The sequence below is a fragment of the Tenacibaculum sp. Bg11-29 genome (assembly GCF_002836595.1).
Classification (GTDB): domain Bacteria; phylum Bacteroidota; class Bacteroidia; order Flavobacteriales; family Flavobacteriaceae; genus Polaribacter.
Genome location: NZ_PJBB01000003.1, coordinates 3881572 through 3899458, shown reverse-complemented (window position 1 = coordinate 3899458; position 17887 = coordinate 3881572). Strand labels below are relative to the sequence as shown.

The following is a 17887-nucleotide window of genomic DNA, read 5'->3' as shown; positions in this document are numbered from 1 at the left end:
AATTTTTCATTTAGAGAAATTATAGTAGTGTTTTTTTATAATCTACTGAGTAATTAATTAGTGTATGTGTAGTTTTATTTAATGAAATTAAGTTTCTTGTGCGTTTAATTACGTGTTTAGTCTATTTTGTTGAATTATTTTCATTAAATTTTGTATTTTGGTAAATATAATTTAATTTAAAATGAAAAAACAAGGTTTATATCTACCAGAATTTGAACACGAAAATTGTGGTGCAGGTTTTATATGTAATTTGAATGGAGAAAGGACGAATCAAATTATACATGATGCACTAGAGATTTTAGTGAAATTAGAGCATAGAGGGGGAGTTAGTTCAGATGGGAAAACAGGTGATGGAGCAGGTTTGTTAATCGATATTCCTCATGCTTACTTTAAAAGAGTCTGTAGTTTTTCTCTACCAGCACAAAGAGAGTACGCTGTTGGAATGGTTTTTCTTCCCAAAAACTTAAATCAATACAATTTTTGTAAAACAACTTTTGAAAAAGAGCTAGTATCTCAAGGGCTTTCTATTTTGGGTTGGAGACAGGTTCCTGTCGATTCTTCTCAGTTAGGAGAAATAGCATTAGCATCTGAACCAAGTATAGAGCAACTTTTTATTGATAAATCAAAAAACATAAGTGAAGCTACTTTTAAAGCAAAACTATATGCAGCACGTAAAATAGCAGAACATATAATTAGAAAATCTAAAATTTCTGAAAGTGAATACTTTTACGTTGCAAGTTTATCTATAACAACCATTATCTATAAGGGTATTATAATGCCAGAAGATATTGGTCCTTATTATAAAGATTTACAAGAATTAGATTTAGTTACCCGTTTAGCATTAGTGCATCAACGTTTTTCTACCAACACAATGCCAACTTGGGAGTTAGCACAGCCTTTTAGGCATATGTGTCAAAACGGAGAGATAAATACATTACGAGGTAATGTAAGTAGAATGAGAGTTCGAGAAGAGATCATGAAAAGTGATGTTTTTGGCCCTCAAATAGATAAATTATTTCCAATAATTTTACCAGGTAAATCTGATTCAGCATCTATGGATATGGTTGTTGAATTGTTAACACATACTGAACGGTCATTGCCAGAAATTATGATGATGATGATTCCTGAGGCTTGGGAAAAACATGAAACCATGTCTGAATCTCGAAAAGCCTTTTATGAATACAATGGTTGTATTATGGAGCCTTGGGATGGGCCTGCATCTGTTCCTTTTACAGATGGAGATTATATTGGTGCTTTATTAGATAGAAATGGTTTAAGACCATCAAGATATACTGTAACTAAGAGTGGTAAATTAATTATGTCTTCAGAAATAGGAGTTGTTGATGTAACTCCAGAAGATGTAAAAAAACATGGAAGATTAGAGCCAGGAAAAATGTTTTTGGTTGATATGAATGAAGGTAGAATAATTGAGGATGAGGAGATAAAAAGTAAAATTGTTTCAGAACGACCTTATCAACAATGGTTAGATAAAACACGATTGCATTTAAAAGATGTTCCTTATACAAGTGAAACTTGCCCTATAGAATCTATTGATATAAAAACCCGTCAACGCTTATTTAATTATACTTTTGAAGATATTCAAGAGGTAATTACGCCAATGGCTCAAGTGGGTAAAGAAGCTTTAGGATCAATGGGAATTGATACTCCTTTAGCTGTTTTATCAGATAGGCCTCAATTAATATCAAATTATTTTAAACAATTATTCGCACAAGTAACAAATCCACCTTTAGATGGAATTCGTGAAAAAATTGTAACAGATATAAGTTTAAACTTAGGGAAAGATAGAAATATCTTCAGCATTACAGAAAGACAATGTAGAAAATTAGAAATTCAAAACCCTGTTATCTCTAATGATGATTTAGAAAAAATTAGAAACATTTCTGTAGAAAGTTTTAAAGCAGAAACGCTTCAAATTTTATATCCAAAAGCACAAGGTCTTAACGGGTTAGAAGATGCTCTAGATAATATTATCATTCAAATTGAAAAAGCATTAGAAAGAAAGACAAATATTATTATTCTCTCAGATAGAGGTGTAAACCAAGAATTTGCTCCAATTCCGGCGTTATTAGCCTGTTCATTTGTTAATCACCAATTAAACCGATTACGTAAACGTTCTTTTTTCGATATCATTATTGAATCGGCAGAACCACGAGAACCTCATCATTTTGCAACTTTATTTGGTTATGGAGCAAGTGCAATTAATCCGTATATGGTAAATGAAATTATTCGTTCTCAAGTAAACGAAGGTTTTATTGTAGGAATGGATGAGCAAAAAGCTGTGGATAATTTTAATACAGCAATAGGAAAAGGAATTTTAAAAGTGATGAATAAAATCGGAATCTCAACATTACATTCGTATAGAGGTTCTCAAATTTTTGAAATAGTTGGATTTAACTCTCAATTTGTAGAAAAATATTTTCCATATACCGCCTCAAGAATAGAAGGTATTGGTTTATATGAAATAGAAAAAGAAATAGACCAACGTTATAAACAAGCATATCCTAATAATCAAATAGATAAAAATTTAAGTTTAAATATTGGTGGAGATTATAGATGGAGAAGAAATGGTGAACGTCATTTATTTAATCCAACAACTGTAGCAAAATTGCAACAAGCTGTTAGGTTAAGTGATCAAGATAGTTATGATATATATGCCAAAGCAATTAATGAGCAGTCAGAAAGTTTAATGACTATTCGAGGACTGTTTCAGTTCGATAACTTAGATCCAATTCCTATAGAAGAAGTAGAGCCTTGGACAGAGATTGTGAAACGTTTTAAAACGGGAGCAATGTCGTATGGATCTATTTCTCGTGAAGCCCATGAAAATTTAGCCATTGCAATGAATAGAATTGGAGGGAAATCTAATTCAGGTGAAGGAGGTGAAGATAGAAAACGTTTTCAAAAAGATGTAAATGGTGATAGTAGAAATTCTGCAATTAAGCAAGTCGCATCAGGTAGGTTTGGGGTAACTTCTCATTATTTATCAAGTGCAAAAGAAATTCAAATAAAAATGGCGCAAGGTGCTAAGCCTGGTGAAGGAGGACAATTACCTGGTGAAAAAGTATTGCCATGGATTGCTGCCGCAAGAAACTCAACTCCTTTTGTAGGTTTAATTTCTCCACCACCACATCACGATATTTACTCAATAGAAGATTTAGCACAATTAATTTACGATTTGAAAAATGCAAATCGTGAAGCAAGAATTAATGTAAAACTAGTTTCTGAAGTTGGTGTTGGTACTATTGCTGCTGGTGTTGCAAAAGCAAAAGCAGATGTTGTTTTAATTTCTGGTTATGATGGAGGTACGGGAGCTTCTCCACTTACTTCTTTAAAACATGCAGGTTTACCGTGGGAACTTGGTTTAGCAGAAGCACAACAAACGCTTGTTTTAAATAATTTAAGAAGTAGAATAGTTGTAGAATGTGATGGTCAATTAAAAACGGGTAGAGATGTTGCAATAGCGGCACTATTAGGTGCTGAAGAATTTGGTTTTGCTACAGCTCCTTTAGTAGCTTCTGGGTGTATTATGATGCGTAAATGTCATTTAAATACTTGTCCTGTAGGTATTGCAACTCAAGATAAAGAATTACGTAAAAACTTTAAAGGAACTCCAGAACATGTAATAAACTTCTTTTATTATATCGCTGAAGAATTAAGGCAAATTATGTCGCAATTAGGTTTTAGAACGTTGGACGAAATGGTTGGGCAAACTCATAAAATAAATGCAAATAAAGCAATCAAGCATTATAAAGCAAAAGGGCTAGATTTATCGAGTATTTTACATAGACCTACTAGTTATAAGAGTATGATTATTAAAAATACAGAAGGTCAAGACCATAACTTGAAAAATGTTTTAGACTTTACGATACTAAAAGATTCTCATAGAGCTTTGTATAGAAAGGAAAAAATGAATCTTACATATCCAATAAAAAACACAAATCGTACCGTTGGAGCAATTGTTAGTAATGAAATTTCAAAAATTTATGGACATTTAGGTTTACCTGAAGATACCTTAAATATTAATTTTACTGGCTCAGCAGGACAAAGTTTTGGTGCTTTTGGAGCGTATGGATTAACATTTACAGTAGAAGGTAATACCAATGATTATTTAGGAAAAGGATTGTCAGGGGCAAAATTGATTGTAAAAAAACCTGATAAGGCAGATTTTATCGCGGAACAGAATATTATTATAGGTAACGTTTGTTTGTTCGGAGCAGTAGCAGGTCAGGCATATATTAATGGAATTGCAGGGGAGCGTTTTGCTGTTCGTAATTCTGGAGCTACGACTGTTGTAGAAGGTGTTGGAGATCATTGTTGTGAATATATGACTGGAGGTAAAGTTGTTGTTTTAGGAAAAACAGGGAGGAATTTTGCAGCAGGTATGAGTGGAGGAATAGCCTACGTTTATGATATAGAAGATAAATTTATAAATGGTCTTTGTAATACAGAAACAATAGAGTTTGAAGATATTTCAAATGAAGATGCTGTAGAACTAAAGTTAATAATAGAAAAGCATGTTTTATATACGGGAAGTAAAAAAGCAACAAGATTGTTAGCTGATTGGGATACCAGTTTAAAAAACTTCGTAAGAGTAATGCCAATTGAATATAAACGAGCTTTAAAACGTTTAGAAACAGAAGAACCAATGTTTGAAGAATTAACAATAGCATAATGTCATGGGAAAAGTAACAGGATTTAAAGAATTTGAAAGACAAGATGAAACATATACTTATGTAAAAGATCGTGTAAAAAATTATAAAGAATTTACAGTTTCTCTTTCAGAAAAAAATTTAGAAAAACAAGGTTCTCGTTGTATGGATTGTGGGATTCCTTTTTGTCATAGTAGTTGTCCGTTAGGTAATCTAATTCCAGATTTCAATCATATGATACATCAAGGAGAGTGGAAAAAAGCCTCATGGTTATTACATTCTACAAATAATTTTCCGGAATTTACGGGACGTTTATGTCCCGCTCCATGTGAAAAATCATGTGTATTAGGTATTATTGAAGATCCAATTTCTATAGAAAATATTGAAAAAAACATTGTAGAGCGTGCTTTTAAAGAAGGGTGGATTAAGCCGCAACCTCCAAAAGCAAGAACAGGGAAAATAATTGCTGTTATTGGTTCTGGACCTGCTGGTTTAGCAACTGCTCAACAATTAAATAGAACGGGTCATATAGTCACTGTTTTTGAAAGAGACGATGAGGTAGGTGGTTTATTACGTTATGGAATTCCTAATTTCAAATTAGAAAAAGGTATCATTAATCGTCGTGTAGCAATTTTAGAAGCTGAAGGAATTATATTTAAAACCAATGTAAACGTTGGTGTAAATTATGAAGTAAAAGAGTTGAAAGCTTTTGATGCTATTGTTTTATGTGGAGGTGCTACAGAAAGACGTAGTTTACCTACGCCAGGTATAAATGCCAATGGTGTTGTACAGGCAATGGATTTTTTAACACAACAAACAAAAGTATTGTTTGGTAAAGAGGTGAAAAATCAAATAATGGCTACAGATAAAGATGTAATAGTTATTGGAGGGGGAGATACAGGTTCAGATTGTATTGGAACATCAAATAGACAGGGAGCAAAATCGGTAATAAATTTTGAGATTATGCCTAAACCTCCAGGTCTTCGTTCACCAACTACTCCATGGCCATATTGGCCTTTACAATTAAAAACGTCATCTTCTCACGAAGAAGGTGTGAAAAGAAATTGGTTAATTAATACAAAAGAGTTTGTAACTGATAAAAACGGTAAACTAATAGCTTTAAAAACGGTTAATGTTAAATGGGAAACTGTTCCAGGAGAACGACCTCAACTTATTGAAATTGAAGGTACAGAAAAAACATGGCCTTGCGACTTAGCTTTACTAGCTTTAGGTTTTACAGGTCCTGAGAGTATGTTGGCTGATAAGTTGGGTATTGAAAAAGATGCACGTTCTAATTACAAAGCAGAATATGGAAAATACCAAACTAACATTCCAAATATATTTGCTGCAGGAGATATGCGCCGTGGACAATCATTAATTGTTTGGGCAATTTCTGAAGGTAGGGAAGCAGCAAGACAGGTTGATCTTTATTTAATGGGAAAATCTGAATTGCCTTCTAAAGATATTACTGGTGATTTGATAAGTATTTAGTAAATGATAACATCCTGTTTTTTGAAGAATCATTTTCTAATAAAATAAAAATCTCAAGTTGATTATTAACTTGAGATTTTATAATTCATACAGATTGTAGAGAAGTCTTATTAGTAACTCTACTTTAAAAGTAACACTTTATTTAAAGCTAATTTAGCATGTGTACTATTAGGGTACCATTTCACATTCATTTTTAAAAGTTTTATCGCATTTTCTTTCAATTTCCTTTTAATGCAATAATTAGCTATCCAATCTACTCTCGCTTCAGAAGGTTTTATGTGGGTTCCTATTTTTTCTGATAGTGTTTTAAATTGAGAGGCTAGAATTTCTGGATTCTGAGCTACTGATTTAACAGGAGCTTGGTAATTTTCGAAAATAAAGCGTAAACCTTTAAATTCAGCAGGTAAAGAAACAGTACCATGATCTTCATTTTTGAAAAAATTAAATCCCCATCGTAACTTTAAATTTGAAGCTTCTTTTAATAAAGAATGAAACTTCTCAATTTTTTCTAAATGTTTAGCTATATTTTTTTTGTACAACTTTGTATAGTCGTTTTTTGGTTGTAGTAAATTATCTGCTCTAGCTAAATAAAGAGACTTTTTGTTAAACAGCTCTTTAGTAAATTTTTCTTTAGCTTTTTTTAAAAAATAAGCATTATCCCACCATATACTTGGGTCTATTGAGATGTAAGCATCAAATAATTCAGGTTTTTCTAGTAAAGCATTTAAAACTGCGATTCCTCCAAAAGAGTGACCTATAAAAATAGAAAACTCACTAGTTCTATATTTTTTATTAATAGTTGGTTTTAACTCACTTTCTATAAAGTTTAAAAACTTACTATTATCTCCACTTGTAGGAAACTTTTTTAAACCACTATTCACTTTTGTAGGCGTATAATCTTTGGCTCTATCTTTACTTATAATTCCTACCATAATCATTTCAGGTAATGAACCATATGGCCCTTTAATTAAAAAATCATGTATACCTGTTATCGAATGAAAATGTCTACTTCCATCTAAAAAATAAACTACAGGATATTTTTGAGGAGCATAAATCGTATCATTATAGCTAGGAGGTAGATATACCCAGTAATCTTTTTCTTCATTCATTTTTTTTGAAAAAAGACGATGTTTTGTTCCTATTTCTATCTTTTCTTGCGCTATTGTAGTTTGTGAAAAGAAACAAATAGTAAGTAATATTATAAAGGCTGATAAGTGTTTCATTTATTGTGGTTTAAGAAACAAATTCTCTTAAGTTAACTTTAAGAGAGTTTGTTTTTTGTGAAAAAAGATTAAAATTTATAACTAAAAGTAATAACAGTATTCTTTGTTCTTTGTGGTTGTATATTGGCTCCCATATTTGCCCAATATTTTTCATTAGTTATATTGTTAAACTTAAGTCCTATTCTAAAGTCATTATGATCATAGAATAATGAAGAGTTTATAACTGTGTTTCCGGGAATGGTTAACTTATTTCGATCACTTAAAAAAGAATCACTTGTATGGTTAAGACCAAAACCAAAACCAAGACCTTTTAAAACAGTTCTAGGTAATTTATAGCTTGTCCAAAAATTTAAAGTAGTTTCAGGTGAAGCATAAGGAGTATTTCCTATAATTGATTCTTTTCCTTCTAGATATTCACTATCATTATAACCATATCCAGCGATTAAATTCCATCCTTTAAAAGGGTTCGCTATTAATTCTGCTTCAAATCCTTTACTAGCTCTTTTACCATCCTGAATTCTAGACCAATCACCTTTATTATTTTCCCATCTTACGGCATTGTCTATTATAATATCGTAGTAGCTTAAAGTAAAGCTCAATTTGTCATTAAACAATTCACTTTTTATACCAGCTTCAATTTGTGTTGCATATTCTGGGTTAAATTTAGTCGTTTCTTCTGCTGTAATTTCTGGAGCAACGTTTTTAAACCCATCCATATAATTAGCAAAAACAGATACTTTATCTTTTACAATTTGGTATACAGCTCCAAACTTTGGAGATAAAACAGTTTGTTTGTATTCATCTTCTTTATTATTAAACCAATCTACACGTAAACTCGCCATTATTGATAGTTTTTGAGTAACTTCGGTAACGTTTGAGGCATATACACCAAAACTAGATTGATCTCTTTGACCAATTCTAAAGGCATCATTTTGTGCTAGAAGCGCTTCATACTTTTTAGAGTTGAAATCTAGTTGAGGAGTATTTACTCCAATACTATCATATATTAATTGTGTTCTTCTGTAGGGAGTTTTTATCTGATAATTATCAATACCTACTAATAGTTTATTATTTACATTTCCAACTTTAAATTGACCTTTAATATTTTGTTGTATTTGTGTTATGTAAAATTGACTTGTAATATTCATAATCCTTCTTTTAGCTTCACTATTATTAAAGAAGTCTAAAAACAGGTAATTAGCGTTATTATCAACATTAGAAGAAGATATTATTGTTTGTGATTCCCAATTGTCAGATATTTTATAATTTGCTTCAGCAAAAATACTGTAAGAGTCAGATGTACTGCTTAAATAATCACTACCGTATGAATTATCAAAGTTGTAGTTTAAATCTTCAATATTAGTGATTTTAGAACGACTTATATTAAAGTAAGTACTAGGTGAATTATTTTTATAAAACTCTCCTTCTATTGTTAATTGAAGTCTTTCATATGGTTTATAAGTTAATGTTGGCGATACAAAAAGATTTCTTGTTAAGCCATAATCTTGAAAGCTATGTTCGTTATGTTTTGCTGCATTAACTCTAAAAAGAACTGTTTTTTCTTTGTTAAGAGGCGTGTTAATATCTGCAGAAATACGAGATAAACTATTACTACCTGTATTGTAGGTAATAGTTCCTTTAAACTTATCATGTGCTTTTTTAGTAACACGATTAACAACACCACCATATGAGTTTGTTAAATGATTTCCAAATAAAGTACCAGACGGCCCTTTTATAACCTCTAAACGTTCAAGATTCGCAGGGTCAGTACCAGTAACAAATGCTGTTGAAACACCATTTCTCATAGCAATATCAGCACTAAAACCACGCATGTTAAACCTAATTCCAGTTCCTCCAGAACCAACACCTTTCATTACATTATTAATACCTGGGGCATTTAGCAAAGCAGCTTCTACATCAACAGCTTGTATTTCTTCTAACAAGGCAGAAGTTATTACTGAATAAACCTGAGGGTTTTCTATATTTTTTAAAGGAAGTCGTGCTACATATTTTGTTTCTTTTCTATTGAATTTGTTTTTTCGTTTTGATGTAATTGTTATTTCATTTAATACTTCTTGACTTACATTTAATACTATATTATCAATAGTAATTGTTTTATTCTCAATTATTGTAACTTCTATTGACTTGTTATTTAGTCCAATAATAGAAAAATTAATTTTTTTAAGACCAACTGGTATGTTTGTTATTTCATAATTCCCGTTCTCATTTGATACTGTACCTTTATTTGAGTTTTTGATGTAAATAGCTACATTTTTTGCAGGTTGATTATCGTTTGTTAATAATCGTCCTTTTATGTTACCTGTTTGTGATACAGCTAGTGCAGACCATAAACAAGTTATAATGAAGGTTAAAATAAATTGCCTTTTATTCATTTTTATTTAGATTAAATATTAATTGTTTTTTCAGGCAAAAGTAAAATCTTATTTTTGTTCGTTGACAACGTAAAAAGTCATAAATAATACGCAAAAAGTAAGTTTTAAAAGCAATAGATTATGAAGTCGGTATTAAGAGGAGAGATGTATGGAAAAGGAAAATTGATAAAAGAATACCCTATTGATTTTAAGGTTGATAAATTTTTTGAAAAAGATCTAGAAATAAATAACATTAATGAAAAAGGAACAATAAAAACAATTAAACTAAAAGGGGTAAGAATTATATTAAGAGATATTAAAACAACCCCTTTTTCTATTGAAGTTTCTCATGATTTTCCTTTTTTTAAACTTCAGTTTGAAATTGAAGGATCGAGTTTGTACACACCTAAAAATACTAATAACAATCAGGTTTATATTTCTAATGGTAGCTATAATTTATTTTATATACCAAAAGTAGATGGAATTTTAACATATAATACAACGTATAGAAAAACAGTTGAAATTGTTTTTACAGAATGGTATCTAAAAACATTAATAGGAAATGATTTTAAAGATGATCTTATTGAATTTGGTAAAGCAATTTCAAATAAGAAAATGTTTAAAATGTGGGAAAATAGTATGCCTATATCTGTAGAAATGCAAAAACATTTAGAAGAAATAATAGATTGTAAGTATACAAAGGGTTTAAAAGAAGCTTATCTAAGAACAAAAATTAATGAGCTTTTATTAATGTTATTGGCTAAGACCAATGAAAAGGATTATAAAAATAAGACATTAAAAGTTAGTGATAGTAGACAGATTATTGAAATTGAAAATTATATTCGAACTAATATAAAAAAAGAACTAACAATAAAAGAACTGTCTTTGAAATTTGGAATAAGTGTAACTAAATTAAAAAATAATTTTAAAACAGTTTATTCTAGAACTATTTTTAAACACTTAACATTTTTGCGGATGGATAAGGCTAAAAAGATGTTAGAAAAAGGAATTCCTGTTTCTGAAGTTTCATATGATGTTGGTTATCGAAATCCGCAGCATTTTACAGTTGCATTTAAAAAAACGTATAAAGTGCTACCTAGTATTGTATTTGAGAAAAAATAAAATAGAAGTTCTCTTAATTTATTTAAGAAACTTCTTTTTAATTCTATTCTGATTTTAAACTGTAGATATTTTTAATATACGAGTGTTTCTTTGAATTTTCTGAAAATAATGCTTAAATGTTTAAGTATGAGTAGGAAAAATAAGCCCTCTTTTCCTACTCAATAAAATAGTATTTTTCTCTCAATTTGTTTTAAAACTGGATGATAGTTGCTATTTGTTCATTTTACCTAGTTTTTCAATCTTTTTTAACCACTTTTCTCTATACTTTTCTTTAGAGAGTCTTATAGGTCCTATGGTTGTAATTCGTACTTTTTTTACTCCAATAAAGTTTAAAGTTCCTTTTTTAATAGCGTTATGACTTGGGTTTCCATATATCCATTTATAATACCGTGCTGGTTGGTCTAGTGTACAAATTATTCTTGCTGTTTTCCCAATAAAACAAGCATCGCTAAATAATGAGTTATCTCTTTTGGTAAAAGCAAATCCAGGAAGTAAAACTCGATCTAAAAAACCTTTCATTATTGCAGGAACAGAACTCCACCAGATAGGATATACCCAAACTAAATGATCAGCCCATTTTAATTTAACTTGTGCTTTTAATAAATCTGGTTCTAATTCTGTACGCCTTCTATATCCAAACTCTAGGTTTGGGTTAAAGTTTAAATCTCGGATATTAATTTCTTTTATCTTAGCATTTGAAAATTTAGCCCCTTTTTTATAAGAGTCTGAAAGTGCAAAGCTGAAGCTTTCTTTATCGGGGTGCCCGTTTATAATTAATATTTTTTTCATCTGCTTTAGAAGTATTTTTTTATTTTATTTTCAAATTGAGTGTTTGTTAAGTTCTCTATTTTGAAAAATTTATAAAGAATAAAGCAAGCAGGAAGGGTTAAAAAGAAATTACAAATAATAAAGGAGGCAACACTACAAAAAATAGCTAAGATCTGTAAGCCTTGTTCGCTGATATAGTTTTGCGCTATAAAATAATAATAAGTGGTTTCAGAATAATTATAAAACTTAATTGATAGCTCATAGAGTAACCAAATTGGGTAAAACCATTTTCTAATAGATTCCCACCACTTTCCCCATACTGATTTGAGTTGTTTATTTTTTTCTTCCATTTTTTATTGTTTTCACAAAAGTCAAACTAATGGAAGAATTATCATTTGATATAAATCAAATTCGGTTTTTGGGGTTTCTAATTCTGCTTAGGGTTTCGAGTGTCATTCCTAAATAGGATGCAATATGAGTAAGTGGAATTCTATTTGTAATTTTAGGATAAATACTTAATAAGTGCTTGTATCTTTCAGCTGCTTTGTTAAATTGAATAGTATATAATCTTTCACATAAACCTAACATGGTTAGTGTTACAACTTTGCTAATAAAACGCTCAAAATCATGGTGTTTGTTAGAGAGGTTATCAACGGTGTCTTTTGAAAATTCAATAACGATAGAATCTTCAATGAATTCAATATAATGTGGGCTTGGTTCTTCACTAAAAAAGCTAACTATCGAAGCCATTATTTCGTTTTCAAAAGTAAACCAATCAGAAATATCTTTACCATCTTTTAAATAATATGCTCTTGAACAACCTTTTACAATTAAGTAGCCTTTTTTAGAAAACTGTCCTTCTCTAACAATTATTTCTCCTTTTTTAAAAGTGCAAATTTTAGAGTTAGCAATGAGTTCTTGCTTACATTTATTTGATAAAGGAGAGTAAATTTCTCCAATTTTATTTAATGTTTTTTCAATATCCATTTTTATATATCTATCTCAAGTAATTTACCAAAAGGTAGGTTGTTTATCTCTTGAAATAATTTTCGCTTTTGTGGTTTTAAAAATATTTCAACTATAGGGTAGAATATTGAAAATCGATTATAGAATTTATCAGTGTTCGAGCTCATTTTTTTCTTTGTGTGTAACAGATTATTCTTATGAATAGCGTATTTGTTTCATAAAACTAAAATAGTTAAAAAAGTAATGTTTTGTAGTGTGTAAGAAAAAAATAAACAATAGTTGGGTTTATTTTGTGGTAGATTAAGGTTTAGATAGTATTTTAGACTAAATTTATTCTTTTTTAAACACGGAATAATAAGTTTTAAAAAATCATATCTAGATAAACTACTAATAATATGAATAAAATTCTGATACCATTTATAATTCTTTCTTTTTTCTTGAGTAATCAAAAAGATAAAAACTTGAATTTTGTAGAAATTAATGAGAAAGTAAAAGAAAAGGAAGAAGTTGTTTCTTTGATTGATACAGTTTCAAACGGAAAGTTTTTGAAAATTTATTCAATTGAAAAGGGTAGGGGAAGTTTGATCGCTGAGTATGGGAATAAAAAGATAAAACATAAGGTTAGTTTACGTGGAGAAAAATATCGATTGCTTAGAGCATCTTCAAGTGTTGAATGGATTACAGAAAAAAGTTTTTCTGTAGTAGGTGGTTGTGGTTCGGGTTGTAAATATGTTATGATTTTTAACATAGATAGTAAGGAACCGTTAATTGAAGAGGCTTTGTATTATCCAAAATATGAAGGGCAAACTAGTTTTGAAACTGATAACCGGAATTTATACATTGCAGTTAATAAAAAAAATAAGGATGGCTTAAGTTTCGTTATTGTAGATACTGATAGCCAAAAAAGAGATATTATTTCTTTGCCAAAGAAATGGAATCGTGATCTTGGTACTATTTTTAGTGTTGTTGATAAAATTAAAATTAAAAACTCTAAAATTGATGTTTATCAAAATCAAGAAAACGGAGAGATAAAAAAAGTTAGCAAAAAAATAGTATTAAAATAATTGTAAGTGAGCTAATAAAGTAAAGTTCTGTAATTGGAAAGGGGGGCTTATGATGAAAAAAACATTCTGGTATTGCCTAAATAAGTAGTTTTTATCTAAAAAATAAAAGCTCAAAATACGAAGTAGTAGCATTTTGAGCCTAGAATAAAATTGTATAAACTTAATGAAGAACTTATTTGGGTTTTACCTCAGTTCTTTGTTGTCCAACGTTATTCTTGTAACAAATAATTATTTTTATCGCCTTCAGATTAAATAACTGATATGAATTACCCACTAATCAAACCTAAATATTACTTCTCTTTATTTAAAGATATTCTCAACTTCAGTAAAAATCCTACAAACGAGAAAAACAGCACAAAATCAACAAAGCAGAAAATTTATGATACTATTGGTTTACTGATTTTAAAAATGCTTTTCTTGATTCCTGTTGTTTTGTTTTTTGCAGTTGTATATGATCCAGAAAACATACAAAAAGGAAATATGTCTGAACGTTTTACTCCAATTATACTTTTGTTAGTAGGAGTAGTAATTCTACCGTTTCTTGAAGAAACTCTTTTTAGGCTTTCATTAATATTCAAACCCATTTATTTGGCTTTGACATCAAGTGTTTTTTGCTATTATATTTTGACCAAAATTGTATTTTACACCAAAATTAGCTCTGTAGATGAGAGTTTTTTTATAAGGGTTGCTGTTTCAACTTCATTAGGAATAGTTCTTTATTTTATATTCAATATCAAGTCAATAAAAAATGGATTGATTATCTTTTGGAGTAATAATTTTAGAGGTATTTATTATATCGTTTGTTTGTTTGTTTGTTTTTTGCTTGGTTACATTACTCGAAATACGAGTTAAACTGGACTAATACTCTCTTACTTCCTATTCTAACTTTACCACAATTAATGAGTGCCATAATTTATGGATATATTAGAGTATCTTTTGGATTTCGATATCCATTACTATTGCATATGTCAAATAATTTAATAGGGTTTAGCATGTCTTTTTTGCTATCTACAGATTTAATTTAACTAACTAGGACTAATTTCGTTAATGTTAGCTTCGGCTCAGTATATGAAACGTAGCGTGTAAAAAGATACTACATTTTTGGATTTAGCACATAGTCAATTTTTTATATTTTGATTTAACTTATCCGTTTTAAAGCCAAATTAAAAACTTAGTAGCCTTAATAAATGAATACAAGTGTTTGTTTTTGAGGTGATAGATTTTGTTTCATACATCGATTAAGTTAGCTATTTAATAAAAAGGTTAAATTAAAGAGATATAAATCAGAAAGAAAAACAAGCAAAATAAGGCAATGCACTTATCCGCTGTTGCTTATAATTTAAAGAAATACTTAAAATTCATTGTTAAAAAGGTAAAAAACGATGCAGGAGCATTGTGTTGTTATCTGAATGACTTAAAACTTTTTTTAAGCTTCGAAATAAGCACCTGTCTTCCTTGTTAATTAAGAAAAACACTTTCTTCTCTTAAATATAAAAACTCCTTAAAAAGGAGCTTTTATATTATTATTTATACTTTTTTAGTACTTGTGCAACGATTACCTTTGTTGGCATTAGTTTTAGTATTTGTATTTGTAAAAAAGATCATTTAACTATTATAATTAGAAATGCTTTAATATTTGGGCTGTTCCAATTCCTAATTCATGTGAATACCCATTGTTCATCAATGCTGTTTCAATTGCTCCTATTGTTGCTAGTAAATCGCTTTTGTTTACTGATCCCATGTGTCCAATTCTAAAGTAATTGTTTTTTAATTCTGGTAAAAGTCCTCCTGCTAATATTATACCTTCTTGATTTACTGTTTGTAGAAATGTAGCAGGGTCCATTTGACTTGGATATAAAGGGGCTGATAATGCGTTTGCAGAAACTTGTTCATTTTTTGATAGCATACCTAAGCCTAAAGCTTCAATTGCAGCTCGGATAGCTTTGCCTGCTCTTTGGTGTCGGTTGAAACGATTATCTAAGCCCTCCTTTACAATGAGCTGTAGACTTTTCTCTAAAGCTATTACAAGATTAACCGCGGGTGTACCAAAATAAGATGCTTTTCTATCTTCATAAGCTTTCATTACGGGTAACCAATTAGTCCAATCTCCATAGTAATTAGCAACTGGACTTGTTCGCTGTTCAAATGCTTTAATTGCATTTTGAGAAGCAACTAAAAGTGCGAGTCCTGGAGGAACACCTACTGCTTTTTGAGAGGCAGTAAGTACTACATCAATATCCCATTCTTCTTGCTTAATTTCTTCAGCTGCAACAGAACAAACACCATCAAGAACTGTCAGTACCTTGTGTTTTTTACCTAAGGTACCTATACTTTTAGCATCGTTTAACACAGCTGTTGATGTGTCAACATGTGTAAAGGTTAAAAGTTTATAGCTTTTGAATTTGAGTTGTTGTTCGATACGTTCCATAGATACAATATCGCCAAGTTCCGCTTCAAGTATATCTACTTCAGCTCCATATCTTTTTAGAATTTCAGCATAACGTAGACCAAAGTAGCCTGTAGATATTACAAGGGCTTTGTCTCCAGCTTCGATGAGGTTAGCCGCAGCCATGTCCATAGCAAGTGTTCCTGTTCCAGCTACTATGAATGCTTGACCAGATGGGCATTGAAAGACCTCTTTCATTAGTTTCAAGCTATTTGAGAAGGTGTCTATAAAATCAGGATCAACATGGCTAGGAGTTGGTATTGCCATACATTGTAGCACTTCACTTTCAAATTCTATTGGGCCAGGGATCATTAATAATTTTCTTGATTTCATGTTTGGGTTGTTAAATTATATTTTGTGCTCGTTTTTTAATTATTGCTAACGTGTTTCTTTAGTTTGTATTAAATATCTTTAGATAGAAAAAGAGGAGAACTATAACGTGTTTTAGATTTCAAGCTCCAGTACACGTACGTGTATGAGTAGTAGCGAATTTATATACACTACTTTTCAGAAAGTAATTTACATTAAAAAAAAGAATAGCGACTTGAATTAAAACTCAAATCGCTATTACTTATGCACGTTGTTAGCAACTGGGCTTTATATTTTAATGATAATTTTACGTCTTAAGTTTCAATTTATTAAATGCTATTTTAAAGTGAATAATTGCATCATCTATTTCCTGCTTATTAGTATTTTTTCCTAACGAAAATCTAAATGTTCCATTGGCATAATTATAATCGGATAATGTCGCTTTTAAAACATTAGATAGGTTTGCAGTTCCCGAATGACAGGCAGAACCTGCAGATAAGGCTACCTTGTTTCGAAGTTCATAAATTACTGCATTTGCATCAATATTTTTAAAACTCATATTTAATGTATTTGGCAACGATTTTTCTAAATCGCCATTAACAACAGCATCAAAGTTTAACGTATTGATTTTTTCTAACAAATAATCTCGCATTGCTTTCATATTTGAAGTGTTTTTATCAAATTCTTGATGTGCAATTTCGAGAGCTTTTCCTAAACCAACTATTTGTACTACATTTTCGGTACCTGGTCGCTTGTTAGATTCATGACTAGCTCCGTGCAATAATTTAGTTAGCTTAATTCCTTTTTTTATGTACAAAGCTCCAATTCCTTTTGGTGCATAAATTTTATGTCCTGCTATGGTTAATAAATCAATATTTAAATCGGTTACATTGGTTTTAATTTTCCCAACAGATTGTGAGGCATCTGTATGAAAAACAATGTTGTGTTGTTTAGCAATTTCTCCAATCTCTTTTATGGGGTTAATACTACCAACTTCATTATTGGCATGCATAATGGTAATTAATATGGTGTTTGGTGAAATTGCCTTTTTTAACGATTCAATATTAACAACTCCATCATTATCTACATCAATATATGAGATTTTAAAGCCTTGTGTTTCCAAATATTTACAGACTTCAATTACTGCAGGATGCTCCACTGTTGAAGTAATAATATGATTCCCTTTTTTTTTATTTGCCATTGCACTACCAATAATGGCATAATTATTTGATTCTGTTCCGCCACTGGTAAATATAATTTCTTCGGGAGATGCTGCTAATAAGTTAGCTACCTGTGTACGTGCCTTTTCAATAGCTTCTTTTGCTTTTATGCCCTGGGTGTGAATGCTTGAAGGGTTGCCATAATGATTTGTAAGAAATGGGAGCATAGCATCTACAACTCTTGGATCGTTTGGTGTAGAGGCATTATAATCGAGGTAAATAAAAGGTGTTTTCAT

At 30.3% G+C, this 17887-nt stretch carries 12 protein-coding genes; 5 read left to right on the top strand and 7 right to left on the bottom strand.

The features are described 5' to 3' along the window. Window positions 1-181: 181 nt before the first annotated feature. On the top strand, window positions 182-4693 hold the full coding sequence (gene gltB, locus CXF68_RS17505) for a glutamate synthase large subunit (protein WP_101046398.1): 4512 nt from the start codon (window positions 182-184) through the stop codon (window positions 4691-4693). A gap of 4 nt (window positions 4694-4697) precedes the next feature. After that, window positions 4698-6161: a glutamate synthase subunit beta gene (locus CXF68_RS17500; protein WP_101046397.1), complete on the top strand. Its 1464-nt coding sequence runs from the start codon at window positions 4698-4700 to the stop codon at window positions 6159-6161. A 119-nt stretch (window positions 6162-6280) separates the two neighbouring features. On the opposite strand, the gene CXF68_RS17495 is transcribed toward CXF68_RS17500, so the two are convergent. Both CXF68_RS17495 and CXF68_RS17490 read right to left on the bottom strand, forming a co-directional pair. Then, window positions 6281-7384: an alpha/beta hydrolase gene (locus tag CXF68_RS17495; RefSeq protein WP_101046396.1), complete on the bottom strand. Its 1104-nt coding sequence runs from the start codon at window positions 7382-7384 to the stop codon at window positions 6281-6283. Between the two features lie 68 nt (window positions 7385-7452). Next, window positions 7453-9777 (bottom strand): TonB-dependent siderophore receptor, encoded by a 2325-nt coding sequence (locus CXF68_RS17490; RefSeq protein WP_101046395.1) that lies wholly within the window; start codon window positions 9775-9777, stop codon window positions 7453-7455. Between the two features lie 120 nt (window positions 9778-9897). On the opposite strand from CXF68_RS17490, the gene CXF68_RS17485 reads away from it, so the two are divergent. Continuing rightward, on the top strand, window positions 9898-10878 hold the full coding sequence (locus tag CXF68_RS17485; RefSeq protein ID WP_101046394.1) for an AraC family transcriptional regulator: 981 nt from the start codon (window positions 9898-9900) through the stop codon (window positions 10876-10878). A gap of 210 nt (window positions 10879-11088) precedes the next feature. Here the strand turns inward: CXF68_RS17485 and CXF68_RS17480 are convergent, their stop codons facing one another. From CXF68_RS17480 to CXF68_RS17470, 3 genes are read right to left on the bottom strand one after another with little or no spacing between them, the layout of a single operon-like run. Continuing rightward, complete coding sequence (locus CXF68_RS17480; RefSeq protein ID WP_101046393.1) at window positions 11089-11667, bottom strand: NAD(P)H-dependent oxidoreductase; 579 nt, start codon at window positions 11665-11667, stop codon at window positions 11089-11091. 5 nt (window positions 11668-11672) lie between these two features. Then, entirely contained in the window at window positions 11673-11996 is a 324-nt protein-coding gene (locus CXF68_RS17475; protein WP_101046392.1) for a hypothetical protein, read from the bottom strand. 55 nt (window positions 11997-12051) lie between these two features. Then, complete coding sequence (locus CXF68_RS17470; protein ID WP_101046391.1) at window positions 12052-12633, bottom strand: Crp/Fnr family transcriptional regulator; 582 nt, start codon at window positions 12631-12633, stop codon at window positions 12052-12054. A gap of 374 nt (window positions 12634-13007) precedes the next feature. Between CXF68_RS17470 and CXF68_RS17465 the strand changes: the two genes are divergently transcribed. Together CXF68_RS17465 and CXF68_RS17460 are read left to right on the top strand one after the other, a co-directional pair. After that, window positions 13008-13676: a hypothetical protein gene (locus tag CXF68_RS17465; protein ID WP_157821992.1), complete on the top strand. Its 669-nt coding sequence runs from the start codon at window positions 13008-13010 to the stop codon at window positions 13674-13676. Between the two features lie 261 nt (window positions 13677-13937). Next, window positions 13938-14528, top strand: a complete 591-nt coding sequence (locus CXF68_RS17460) for a hypothetical protein (RefSeq protein ID WP_232771680.1) — start codon at window positions 13938-13940, stop codon at window positions 14526-14528. 766 nt (window positions 14529-15294) lie between these two features. Here CXF68_RS17460 and CXF68_RS17455 read toward each other — a convergent pair. Both CXF68_RS17455 and CXF68_RS17450 read right to left on the bottom strand, forming a co-directional pair. Then, window positions 15295-16455, bottom strand: a complete 1161-nt coding sequence (locus tag CXF68_RS17455; RefSeq protein ID WP_101046389.1) for an alanine--glyoxylate aminotransferase family protein — start codon at window positions 16453-16455, stop codon at window positions 15295-15297. A 283-nt stretch (window positions 16456-16738) separates the two neighbouring features. Then, entirely contained in the window at window positions 16739-17887 is a 1149-nt protein-coding gene (locus tag CXF68_RS17450) for a cysteine desulfurase family protein (RefSeq protein WP_101046388.1), read from the bottom strand.

What these genes read in the sequence shown, in the direction of transcription:
- CXF68_RS17475 (WP_101046392.1), bottom strand. Translation starts at nt 11,996, where the DNA reads ATGGAAGAAAAAAATAAACAACTCAAATCAGTATGGGGAAAGTGGTGG.
- CXF68_RS17490 (WP_101046395.1), bottom strand. Translation starts at nt 9,777, where the DNA reads ATGAATAAAAGGCAATTTATTTTAACCTTCATTATAACTTGTTTATGG.
- CXF68_RS17450 (WP_101046388.1), bottom strand. Translation starts at nt 17,887, where the DNA reads ATGAAAACACCTTTTATTTACCTCGATTATAATGCCTCTACACCAAAC.
- CXF68_RS17480 (WP_101046393.1), bottom strand. Translation starts at nt 11,667, where the DNA reads ATGAAAAAAATATTAATTATAAACGGGCACCCCGATAAAGAAAGCTTC.
- CXF68_RS17495 (WP_101046396.1), bottom strand. Translation starts at nt 7,384, where the DNA reads ATGAAACACTTATCAGCCTTTATAATATTACTTACTATTTGTTTCTTT.
- CXF68_RS17500 (WP_101046397.1), top strand. Translation starts at nt 4,698, where the DNA reads ATGGGAAAAGTAACAGGATTTAAAGAATTTGAAAGACAAGATGAAACA.
- CXF68_RS17460 (WP_232771680.1), top strand. Translation starts at nt 13,938, where the DNA reads ATGAATTACCCACTAATCAAACCTAAATATTACTTCTCTTTATTTAAA.
- CXF68_RS17470 (WP_101046391.1), bottom strand. Translation starts at nt 12,633, where the DNA reads ATGGATATTGAAAAAACATTAAATAAAATTGGAGAAATTTACTCTCCT.
- CXF68_RS17455 (WP_101046389.1), bottom strand. Translation starts at nt 16,455, where the DNA reads ATGAAATCAAGAAAATTATTAATGATCCCTGGCCCAATAGAATTTGAA.
- CXF68_RS17485 (WP_101046394.1), top strand. Translation starts at nt 9,898, where the DNA reads ATGAAGTCGGTATTAAGAGGAGAGATGTATGGAAAAGGAAAATTGATA.
- CXF68_RS17465 (WP_157821992.1), top strand. Translation starts at nt 13,008, where the DNA reads ATGAATAAAATTCTGATACCATTTATAATTCTTTCTTTTTTCTTGAGT.
- gltB (WP_101046398.1), top strand. Translation starts at nt 182, where the DNA reads ATGAAAAAACAAGGTTTATATCTACCAGAATTTGAACACGAAAATTGT.